General features: G+C 46.3%; 11 protein-coding genes and 5 tRNA genes. 12 read left to right on the plus strand and 4 right to left on the minus strand.

Going from position 1 to position 10,000, the window contains the following annotated elements:
* The 10 genes from tolA to LDL40_RS01345 form a co-directional block, all read left to right on the plus strand.
* Window positions 1–282, plus strand: a 282-nt coding sequence (gene tolA, locus LDL40_RS01300) for a cell envelope integrity protein TolA (protein ID WP_300992927.1), incomplete at its 5' end; no start/stop codon positions are given.
* Window positions 283–286: 4 nt separating this feature from the next.
* On the plus strand, window positions 287–1,636 hold the full coding sequence (tolB, locus tag LDL40_RS01305; protein WP_300992929.1) for a Tol-Pal system beta propeller repeat protein TolB: 1,350 nt from the start codon (window positions 287–289) through the stop codon (window positions 1,634–1,636).
* A 42-nt stretch (window positions 1,637–1,678) separates the two neighbouring features.
* The gene (gene pal / locus LDL40_RS01310; RefSeq protein WP_300992931.1) at window positions 1,679–2,185 is read left to right on the plus strand and encodes a peptidoglycan-associated lipoprotein Pal; all 507 of its coding nucleotides are present in this window, start codon (window positions 1,679–1,681) and stop codon (window positions 2,183–2,185) included.
* A gap of 21 nt (window positions 2,186–2,206) precedes the next feature.
* On the plus strand, window positions 2,207–3,070 hold the full coding sequence (gene ybgF, locus LDL40_RS01315; RefSeq protein ID WP_300992933.1) for a tol-pal system protein YbgF: 864 nt from the start codon (window positions 2,207–2,209) through the stop codon (window positions 3,068–3,070).
* A gap of 324 nt (window positions 3,071–3,394) precedes the next feature.
* Window positions 3,395–3,470 (plus strand) — tRNA-Lys (locus LDL40_RS01320).
* Between the two features lie 27 nt (window positions 3,471–3,497).
* Window positions 3,498–3,573 (plus strand) — tRNA-Lys (locus LDL40_RS01325).
* Between the two features lie 17 nt (window positions 3,574–3,590).
* Window positions 3,591–3,666: transfer RNA gene (locus tag LDL40_RS01330), tRNA-Lys, on the plus strand.
* Window positions 3,667–3,687: 21 nt separating this feature from the next.
* Window positions 3,688–3,763: transfer RNA gene (locus tag LDL40_RS01335), tRNA-Lys, on the plus strand.
* Window positions 3,764–3,841: 78 nt separating this feature from the next.
* Window positions 3,842–4,900, plus strand: coding sequence for a quinolinate synthase NadA (gene nadA / locus LDL40_RS01340; RefSeq protein WP_300992935.1), 1,059 nt, complete (start codon window positions 3,842–3,844; stop codon window positions 4,898–4,900).
* A gap of 115 nt (window positions 4,901–5,015) precedes the next feature.
* Window positions 5,016–5,105 (plus strand) — tRNA-Ser (locus tag LDL40_RS01345).
* Window positions 5,106–5,591: 486 nt separating this feature from the next.
* Here LDL40_RS01345 and LDL40_RS01350 read toward each other — a convergent pair.
* A complete protein-coding gene (locus LDL40_RS01350; RefSeq protein ID WP_300992937.1) occupies window positions 5,592–6,287 on the minus strand; it encodes a 2OG-Fe(II) oxygenase in 696 nt (231 codons plus the stop codon).
* Between the two features lie 269 nt (window positions 6,288–6,556).
* Between LDL40_RS01350 and LDL40_RS01355 the strand changes: the two genes are divergently transcribed.
* A complete protein-coding gene (locus LDL40_RS01355) occupies window positions 6,557–6,808 on the plus strand; it encodes a DUF4282 domain-containing protein (protein WP_300992939.1) in 252 nt (83 codons plus the stop codon).
* A 59-nt stretch (window positions 6,809–6,867) separates the two neighbouring features.
* Here LDL40_RS01355 and LDL40_RS01360 read toward each other — a convergent pair whose 3' ends face one another.
* Together LDL40_RS01360 and LDL40_RS01365 are read right to left on the minus strand one after the other, a co-directional pair.
* A complete protein-coding gene (locus LDL40_RS01360) occupies window positions 6,868–7,125 on the minus strand; it encodes a hypothetical protein (RefSeq protein ID WP_300992941.1) in 258 nt (85 codons plus the stop codon).
* Between the two features lie 89 nt (window positions 7,126–7,214).
* Window positions 7,215–8,000: a CLCA_X family protein gene (locus LDL40_RS01365; protein ID WP_300992943.1), complete on the minus strand. Its 786-nt coding sequence runs from the start codon at window positions 7,998–8,000 to the stop codon at window positions 7,215–7,217.
* A 148-nt stretch (window positions 8,001–8,148) separates the two neighbouring features.
* On the opposite strand from LDL40_RS01365, the gene LDL40_RS01370 reads away from it, so the two are divergent.
* Window positions 8,149–9,462: a hemolysin family protein gene (locus LDL40_RS01370; protein ID WP_300992945.1), complete on the plus strand. Its 1,314-nt coding sequence runs from the start codon at window positions 8,149–8,151 to the stop codon at window positions 9,460–9,462.
* Window positions 9,463–9,522: 60 nt separating this feature from the next.
* Here the strand turns inward: LDL40_RS01370 and LDL40_RS01375 are convergent.
* Window positions 9,523–10,000: DUF885 family protein (locus tag LDL40_RS01375; protein ID WP_300992947.1), on the minus strand; the 478-nt coding region annotated here is incomplete at its 5' end.

Below are 10,000 nucleotides of genomic sequence, written 5' to 3' on the forward strand. Positions count from 1 at the left end.
ATCCTGACAGAGAAACAGCGTTATCTGGCGATGATTGTTGCGAAAATCCAACAAAATTGGTTTGTAGACGATACAATGCGCGGTAAAGAGTGCCGGGTAAACATACGCCTGGCTAGCAATGGCTTTGTGACCGCCAGCACGGTTTTAGGTGGAGACCGGGCGCTTTGTGAATCTGCGATGCGTGCAATACAAAAGGCCGGCAACTTCCCTATGTCACCGGACCCTGACGTGTATGATGCATTAAAAGACATCACAACAATTTTAAAACCGGAACTGAGATAACAATATGCTGAAGTTGATAGGAAAAAGCCTGGTGGCGTTCGCCCTGGTGCTAAGTGCAAAATCGTATGCCAGTTTAGAGATTGTCATCACAGATGGTGTCGACAGTGCCCGCCCTGTTGCTATAGTGCCATTTAAATTTGAAGGCAATACGCTGCCAAACCAACGTATCGCTGACATTGTGTCTGCTGATTTAATGCGCAGCGGTAAGTTTAATCCTATCGCAACAACACGTATGCCTCAGCAGCCAACAAATAGTAAAGAAATTGATTATCAACGCTGGATGAAGCAAGGTGTTGAAGCTGTAGTGACTGGCACTATCCGCGAAGTAGGCGTCAATAGATATGCAGTGCGTTTTGAATTAGTGGACGTGTTTAAAGGGGCTTCGGGCGGTGGTTCATCTTCTGCTATCATTGGCGGGCAATTGACCACAGGGCTGAGTCACATTTTGGACGCGCGTGAAACCACTATCAGTGGAGACCAGTTCAGACAATATGCACATCGCATCAGCGATATTGTGTATGAAAAATTAACTGGTGAACGTGGTGCTTTTTTAACTAAAATAGCCTATGTCTTAGTACGTGAACGAGCAGACTTTAAATATCAATTAGTTGTAGCTGATTACGATGGTGAAAATGAGCAGGTGTTATTAAGAGCTAAAGAGCCTCTGATGTCACCGGCCTGGTCACCTGATGGTACTAAGTTGGCGTATGTAACTTTTGAAAAGCGCCAGTCACAGATTTATATTCAAGATATTTATACTGGCCGTCGCAGTATATTAACCAGCTTTAAAGGGATAAATGGTGCGCCTAAGTGGTCACCGGATGGTCGCAGAATGGCTATGGTGTTGTCAAAAGATGGCAACGCAGAAATTTATGTGATGGATATTGCGACTAAAGCCTTGACAAAGTTAACAAATCATAGGCGTATCGACACTGAGCCTTCATGGTCGCCTGATGGTTCAAAACTGATTTTTAGCTCTGAACGTGGTGGTAATCCACAGATTTATAGCGTAAATGTAGCTTCAGGTGTTACTGAAAGAGTAACATTTGAGGGTGAAATGAATTTAGCTGCCTCTTATACACCAGATGGTAGTGGTATTGTTATGGTCAACAGAACAAATGGCCAGTATAATATCGCCCGCATGGATGTTGAGAGTCGCTATTTGCAAGTGTTGACTCGCACTTATCTGGACGAGTCACCAAGCATTGCGCCGAATGGCTCAATGATAATCTATAGTACTTTGTACGGATCGTCACAAGTACTGGCACTGGTATCCATGGATGGGCGCTTTAAAGCACGGTTACCGGCGGCAAACGGTAGAGTAAAATCTCCGGCTTGGTCACCATTTTTATAAAAAACGAAAATTTGGTTAATTGATTTACTAAGGACAACAATTATGAACTTAAACAAAGTTTTAAAAGGCTTGTTAGTTGCGGTGCCAGTGTTAACTTTAGCTGCTTGTAGCTCAACTGATGAAGTAGCTGCTACTGATGCAAACACTGGTGCAAACACTAATCAAGTGGTTGAACAAGGCCTGTCAGCTGAAGAATTGCTGCGTCAGCAATTAGAAGCTCTGCGTCAAGACAACACTATTTACTTCGACTTCGACAAGTCTGAAATCCGTTCAGAGTTTGCTTCTGTTCTGGAAGCTCACGCTGCTTTCTTACGCGCTCGCACTAACATCACTGTAACTGTTGAAGGTCACACTGATGCTCGTGGTACTCCAGAGTACAACATCGCGTTAGGTGAGCGTCGTGGTCAGTCTGTGACTCAATACTTAGCTAACCTGGGCGTTGCTGCTGGCCAAATGTCAGTAGTTAGCTACGGCGAAGAGAAACCAGCTGTTGAAGGTAACGACGAAAGCGCTTTCTCTAAAAACCGTCGCGCTGTTTTAGTTTACTAATAACTGATACGAAGCAAAGCAGTGAAAAAATATTTAGTTACTGCGCTTTCTGTTATCAGCATTGCCTCGTGGGCAGATCCGGCTCCAGTAGCCGATCTGTCCCGCGCAGGCGGTGGCGCTACCCAGACTCCAAAATATGCTTCCACGGCGGATCGAATAGCTGCATTGGAACGTATTGTTGAGGCCAGAGCAAACGCTCAGGTTGCTATGCAGCAGCAAGTGTCCGCACTATTAGACGAAGTGTCAGAGTTGCGTGGCATTACAGAAATGCATTCCTACAAATTAGAAGAAATATTGCAGCAACAACGCAATATTTATCAGGAAATTGACCGGAGATTAGGCACTGGTGCCGCTTCAGGTTCAACGAATTCAACTCCGACTACTTCCGCGACGCCAACCACTGCACCTGAACAGGCGCCCATAGGTAATCCTGCCGCTTTAGTAAAGGGTAGTGCTGACGCGCAAAGTGTTGAGACTACAGAAGCCGCTAATGTTGCAGCCTCGTCCAGTCCATCGGAAAGCGAAGCTTATGAAAGTGCGGTAAATCTGGTGCTGAAAGATCGCGCCTATGATGCAGCGATCCCTGCATTCGAGAATTTCGTCCGTACTTATCCGGATTCAAGCTATGCACCAAACTCCTATTATTGGTTAGGCCAGCTGTTTTTTACGAAAAATGAGTTGCTCAAAGCCAAAGCGCAGTTTGAACGCGTTGTAGCTCAGTTTCCGCAGTCTTCTAAAGCCGCCGATTCTCTCTCTAAGTTGGGGCAACTTGCAGAGAAGGAAGGTGATACAGCTGCAGCCAAGCAGTTTTACCAGCTTTTAGTCAGCAAATACCCGCAGGCTAAGCCAGCGAAGGCGGCGAAAGCTAAGCTTGAGACTCTGTAGCCTATTAGGTGCTTACTGAAAAACCCCGGTGCGTACCGGGGTTTTTTATTAGTTCATCAGTGCAGATGCGCTGGTGCTACCTACAGTTTGAAAATAAACGCGGTTAAACACACAGAAATCAGCAAAGATGTATGCTGTTTTACAAGCAGAGCCTCTGAACTTTTCCGCTCCATTTCTGTATATAAATAATACTGTTATTTTGCATTTGTGCTTGGCTTAGCTTTTTGTGCTGTCATTTTAAGCAGTTGAACAAAGAAAATGGCCTTTCTGGTAATTTTTGGTTGCACTGGAAATTTAAATAAGTAAGATATGCGTCCGCGGCAGGGGTCATTAGCTCAGCTGGTAGAGCAGCGGACTTTTAATCCGTTGGTCGATGATTCGAATTCATCATGACCCACCACTCCCGCGCAAACTTTTGTATCGAACTGGGTCATTAGCTCAGCTGGTAGAGCAGCGGACTTTTAATCCGTTGGTCGATGATTCGAATTCATCATGACCCACCACTTCGATGCCCTAGTTTGGGTCATTAGCTCAGCTGGTAGAGCAGCGGACTTTTAATCCGTTGGTCGATGGTTCGAATCCATCATGACCCACCACTTTCTCGATTCTCCTTGCATGGGTCATTAGCTCAGCTGGTAGAGCAGCGGACTTTTAATCCGTTGGTCGATGGTTCGAATCCATCATGACCCACCATGCAATCATCGCCTTCTTTGTGTTTTCAGCTAAGCTTTTTGTGTATAATGCCGCACTTTTTAAAACCGGGTGGCCGTTATGGATCAAGCACTGCACTTCAACGAACTTGACTTTGTATTCCCGAAAAAACCTCTGCCGTTAAATGCGGATCAAAAAGCTGCCTACAAAGAACGTATCAAGCTTTTATTACAACAACGTGATGCCGTATTGGTTGCGCACTATTATACAGACCCTGAGATCCAGGCTTTGGCTGAAGAGACTGGCGGCTGTGTATCAGACTCGCTGGAGATGGCGCGTTTTGGCAATAAGCATTCAGCTAAAACCCTTATCGTTGCCGGTGTGAAGTTTATGGGCGAAACAGCCAAAATTCTGAACCCGGAAAAAACAGTCTTAATGCCAACTCTGGAAGCCACTTGCTCACTGGATTTAGGCTGTCCGGCAGACGCATTTAGCGCATTTTGCGACCAGCATCCCGATCGCGTGGTTGTGGTCTATGCCAATACTTCTGCTGCTGTGAAAGCCCGAGCTGATTGGGTGGTTACCTCATCTATCGCTTTGGATGTGGTAGAGCACTTAGATAGCGAAGGCAAAAAAATTCTGTGGGGCCCTGATCGTCATCTTGGCGCTTATGTACAAAAACAAACAGGAGCCGACATGCTGTTATGGCAGGGCGCCTGTATAGTGCACGACGAGTTTAAGGCCAAAGCGCTGATTGAGCTGAAAAAGCAATATCCAAAGGCTGCCGTGCTGGTACACCCTGAATCACCAGCCAACGTAGTGGATTTAGCTGATGCCGTGGGCTCAACCAGCCAGTTGATCAAAGCCAGTCAGACGATGCCAAATGATACCTTCATTGTGGCGACAGACCGCGGCATTTTCTATAAGATGCAGCAAGCTATGCCAGAGAAGACCTTTATTGAAGCTCCAACGGGCGGTAACGGCGCGACCTGCCGCAGCTGCGCACATTGCCCCTGGATGGCGATGAACGGTCTGAAGGCGATTGAGGACGCTTTATTGCAGTCTGAAGGCCATGAGATCTTTGTTGATGCCGATTTACGTGAACAGGCGCTGATCCCGCTGGACAGAATGCTGAACTTCGCAAAATCAGCGCAAATGCCGGTAAAAGGTAACGCTTAAGGCGTTAACAGTAAGTTTTGCTGAAAAATCCAGCAAAAGAACAAGGCTTTGTATTTAACAGTTGCACGGCGCGGTGATTTTCAATAGGATAGCCGCGCTTGCTGTAGCAAGCCTCGGAGAGATGGCTGAGTGGCTGAAGGCGCACGCCTGGAAAGTGTGTTTAGGTTAACCCCTAACGAGGGTTCGAATCCCTCTCTCTCCGCCAGTTTAAATGAAAAAGGCCCACGCAAAAGCGTGGGCCTTTTTCATTTAAACCTTCGATCGAGGACTTGGTTCGAACCCTTTGGTTCGACAAAATCGCCGGGAGCGAATTTGGACGCGCTTTAGCGCGGCCCGCAGGGCCAGCACCATGGATGGTGCTGGCAATCCCTCGGCACGCAAGTCCGGGATTTTTTCATTTAAACCTTCGATCGAGGACTTGGTTCGAACCCTTAGTTCGATCGGTTTGCCGGGAGCAAACCGGAACGCGCTTTAGCGCGGCCCCGAAGGGCGAAGCCGGAAATAGCATTGCCAACAGTTTGGCAATGCCCGGTTAAGCGCCAGTGGCTCTGTCCACTGGCCGGATAGAGGGCAGGATGCCCGGAATAATCCCGAGGCGCAGATGTCGCGGATTAAACCTGGGGCCTATTGAGACGTGGCAATCCCTCTCTCGGAGCCAGTTTGTTTCGCTCCCTTAGTTTTGCTAACCCCATCACTCCGACCAATACCAACTAGTCACGTTGTAGCGATACGTAGTGGTACCTTTACTAGTTACGGTCTTGACCCAATGCTCAGAACCTTCTGATGAGGGATCAAAGAGTACACAGCGGTTATACAAAGGCGGGATAGTCACAGTCTTGTCATGCTTACCCATAAAAACCAGCTCTCCGCCTTGTTCAGTACTCCAGTTCTTATTTAGATACAGCAGCATGCAGATTTCTCTGCCCGGTGAATCATCGGCATGTTGATTGACAAAATCTTCAGCGCTTAAGCGAAAAAAATTAGTATTCACTTCAGGCTTGGCAACATGAATGTCTGTGATCTGGACATCAAAGATCTTAGAGAGCAGCGCCATAAAGTCTTTGCTTCGCAGATACTGTAAAAACTCATGCGCAATAGCGCACTGCTTGTCATCTGGGCCTGCTTTGTGACCTTGCCACAGATCCCGCTGCACAAAGCGTTCTGTATCAGGAGTTGCATGCCATTTGCTGTCATCGAGGTATAAAGCCGAGTAACTGTGTTTTTGTGTTTGCCAATAGTGTTCATGGTGCAACACAGCGCAGATAGCATCTAACTTTTGTGGGTCAAATAAGCCATCTATCACTATATGGTGAGGAGTGGAAGCCGCCAGGGTCTTTCGATACCTGCGGATCGCTGAAGGGATAGTTTGCTGGTCGTTCAGCCACATTAAAAAACTCGCCTCTAAACTGAGATAGTGCTTTAAAGGCTCGATCATACAATAGTTTGACACTGGACTATGAGCGGACATTAGCATTGGGGCTTTTACTCAGCCCGGGCCCAAATGAAAATCCAGGCTCTTGCTTAGCTATTGAACGAATTCAATTAATTCATTACCTTATAACTAGCTATTACCGACAATGGCGATAAAGAATCCTGGTTTTGGCTTCACCAGAGTCAGGGAGACAGAACTCACGGACTATATAAAAGGACGTCCTGATGAAAAGTATTTTTTTCTTTGACTCTATGCTAACCCCAAAAATTATTACTGTGGTCTATTGGTTCTTGCTGATTGTTGCAGTTTTCAGTGGTGTCGCTGCTCTGTTTTCTGATTACGGTGGCGGTTTTCTGACAGGATTAGGTATTTTGATTGGTGGTGCTGTTGGCGCCCGTATTTGGTGTGAGTTGTTGATCGTATTATTTAAGATCAACGCTAATTTACAAAAGATTGCAGAAAAGAGCGAACAGTAAAACCCTTTACTTTTGCCAGGTGCAGCAAGTCAGGCAGAGGCTTGCTGTTGCTTACAAGCTTAACCAACCCGCCATTCCAGGCCGTAACGGGCAAACAACTCTGCATCTTTAGCAAACCACACTTCAAAGGCTTGTACGTCATAACCTTCTTGTTGAGCCAGTCTGAAAATCCTGACTGAAAGTTCGAGCAAGTCCCGGTACTGCCAGGCTTTACCCTGATAAATGACAGCCAGATCAGGTTGTTCCGCTAATATCTCTATTGCTTTCATCGCCTGATTTAAACGACGAAGTTCTTCTGTACGCCATGTTGTGTTCATCTGCATAACCCTTTGGTCAAAATACTGTCGCTCACCAGGTTTCTGCAGTATGCTGTTCAATATTTGTGCCATGGTTTGCTTAACTTCCGTTATTTCAAGGCTCTGCCCAGTAGAGAAAAATATCCGAGCCAATGTTGAGCAAGTGCTGCGGACAAAGCTGCGTCTGGATATAAGCCAGCTTTCGCCGCTTTGCTTTTTAAGGTGCCGCTGACTAAAAAGCTATTTTTAAGCTGCTGCTGTTGCAACATATGCTCAAAAGCACGCGCAGCCAATTCTTCCGGTTTGGCGTAATAATAAATGCCATGGCTTTGGTCGAAGGCGGCGGAAGTTTTAACGTAGCTATTAGGTTCAGTGCCAGTGGCAGATAAAAACAAGGCAGCAAAACTTTGATCCAAATAGGTATTGAGCGGGTGAGGGGACACTGTGGCATTGTTGAGCCAGCTTGAACTGGCGAAAGCTGTAGTGGGTAGTTTATCGGTAAATAATTTGCTGCAAATATAATGGTCAAAGGCGTGAAACCACTCATGCGCTAAGCTGCCGCCACCGGCATTTTTAGCCAGCGCCAGTAAACGACCTTGAGGTTGATAAAAAGCGCAGCTGCCTTGCTGGCCGCCAATACCAAAATTCAGACTCAGGCTTTGATTCAGTGAAATCACCCGTTGTGGCACCTGCAACAGCAACATCAGGTCGGATAAAGCGTCAAAAAACAGATTGGCGGCCAGCTGTTGCTCAGCTGCGGTTACCCAACGGCCTATTTTAATACTTTGGAAACCAAAAATTTTTACTATGTCCAAAAAGCTGACGTCTGCACCGGATCTATGCTCTGGCCCGTTGCGAAAATAAGCTTGTTGTATACGAGGTACTAAATCGGCCATAGGGTAACTGTTTCAAATTTAAACATTTTTTTGAGCGCTTATGCTGGGAAAACAGAGTTTAAGTCGTATACTGACAAGCGGTATAGTGGTTTTCAACACAACTTGACGGCTTTTCTATACCAAAGCCAATTATCAAAGAGTGATTTTTATGTCCCTGCTAGAAAATTTACTGATTATGTTGCTGCTGATCAGTGCCAGCGCCTTCTTTTCCATGTCTGAAATAGCTTTAGCTGCTTCACGCAAAATCCGGTTGAAACAACTGGCGTCAGATGGTGAACCCCGGGCCGCCCTTGTGCTGCAGTTGCAGTCCAACCCAGGTAGTTTTTTTACCATAGCCCAAATAGGTTTAAATGCGGTGGCTATTTTAGGCGGTATTTTAGGTGAGGCGGCTTTTACCCCTTATATACTAACCTTTCTGAACCTATTTTTTGAAAGCCCGGCCAACGAAGGCATAGCTTTTGGTTTGTCAGTGTTTTTTGTCACAGCTCTGTTTATTTTATTTGCCGATTTAATGCCAAAACGCCTGGCGATGTTAGCTCCTGAAAAAGTGGCTATTTCAGTAGTGAATCTGATTTTACTGATGCTGGTGGTTCTTAAACCTTTGGTCTGGTTGTTTAATAGCCTGGCTAATCTGGTGTTTAAACTTTTTAACGTACCTATGCAGCGTATCGATCAAATTACGCCAGAAGATATAGTGGCCATGATGGATGAAGGCGCACAGGCGGGTGTCTTGCAGCAGCAAGAGCGTACTTTGCTGGAAAACGTTTTTGATATGGATTCCCGCACTGTGACCTCAGCTATGACTGCGCGCGAAAGCTTAATTTACTTTAACCTAAAAGAATCGGCAGAGAGCATTAAAAACAAAATCGCCGAGCATCCTCATGCTAAGTTTATCGTCTGCGATGAGAGCCTGGACAAAGTGGTAGGTTATGTCGACAGCCGGGATATTCTGATGCAGGTGTTGCACCAGCAGCCGATTAATTTACTCAAAGAAGGCATGATCCATACTCCATTGATAGTGCCGGACTCTCTGTCCTTGTATGAAGTGCTGGCGCATTTTAAATCCAGCGGTATCGACTTTGCTGTAGTGCTGAATGAATATGCCTTAACCGTAGGTATGGTCACCCTGAAGGATGTGATGAGCATAGTAATGGGCGAGTTGGTGAATTCAGACGAAGAACAAATAGTGCAGCGCGACGAGGCGTCCTGGTTGGTGGAGGGCTTAACGCCACTGGATGATGTGATGCGGGTCTTTGATATCGACAGTTTCCCTGACGATGAAAATTACGAGACCATAGCTGGTTTTATGATGTATATGCTGCGGAAAATTCCAAAGCGCACCGACTTTGTGGTTTATCAGGGCTACAAGTTTGAAGTCGTGGATATCGACAGCTACAAAATTGACCAGTTGCTGGTGACTAAAGTGAAAGTTGCTGAACAAGGCGAGCAGGCGGGGGGTTAATAGATACGACGGCTGCGCTTTCAGGGGCAGGATCTCAGTTCTGCCCCTCAATGATCTTAGTTAGGCTTTTTGACTGGCGACCCAGTTTTTCACTTTGGTATCTAGCACCGACATAGGTACTGCACCACCTAACAAGACTAAATCGTGAAACGCCTTGATATCAAATTTGTCGCCTAACTGCTCTTTAGCATAAGAGCGCAGTTCCACTATCTTCAGCATGCCCAGCTTGTAACCTAAAGCCTGACCAGGCCATGCCATATAGCGTTCAATTTCAGACACTACGTCAGACTCTGTGGTACCTGTTGTCTCAGCCATATAGGCAATAGCTTGTTCGCGAGTCCATTTTTTTGCATGCAGGCCGGTGTCGACCACCAAACGCACAGAGCGGAATAATTCAGCTTTTAACCGGCCTAAATCGCCAAATGGATCGTCTTGGTACATGCCCATCTCTTTAGCGACCAGCTCTGAATACAAAGCCCAGCCTTCGACATAGCTGTTGTATGGGGCAACACGGCGCAGCAAAGGTAAATGCTCCTGA

The organism is Rheinheimera sp. (assembly GCF_020217005.1).
GTDB lineage: Bacteria > Pseudomonadota > Gammaproteobacteria > Enterobacterales > Alteromonadaceae > Pararheinheimera.

Bases quoted from the DNA above. Each gene is read 5' to 3' on its own strand.
- tolB (WP_300992929.1), top strand. From the start codon at position 287: ATGCTGAAGTTGATAGGAAAAAGCCTGGTGGCGTTCGCCCTGGTGCTA.
- pal (WP_300992931.1), top strand. From the start codon at position 1,679: ATGAACTTAAACAAAGTTTTAAAAGGCTTGTTAGTTGCGGTGCCAGTG.
- nadA (WP_300992935.1), top strand. From the start codon at position 3,842: ATGGATCAAGCACTGCACTTCAACGAACTTGACTTTGTATTCCCGAAA.
- LDL40_RS01350 (WP_300992937.1), bottom strand. From the start codon at position 6,287: ATGTGGCTGAACGACCAGCAAACTATCCCTTCAGCGATCCGCAGGTAT.
- LDL40_RS01355 (WP_300992939.1), top strand. From the start codon at position 6,557: ATGAAAAGTATTTTTTTCTTTGACTCTATGCTAACCCCAAAAATTATT.
- LDL40_RS01360 (WP_300992941.1), bottom strand. From the start codon at position 7,125: ATGAACACAACATGGCGTACAGAAGAACTTCGTCGTTTAAATCAGGCG.
- LDL40_RS01365 (WP_300992943.1), bottom strand. From the start codon at position 8,000: ATGGCCGATTTAGTACCTCGTATACAACAAGCTTATTTTCGCAACGGG.
- LDL40_RS01370 (WP_300992945.1), top strand. From the start codon at position 8,149: ATGTCCCTGCTAGAAAATTTACTGATTATGTTGCTGCTGATCAGTGCC.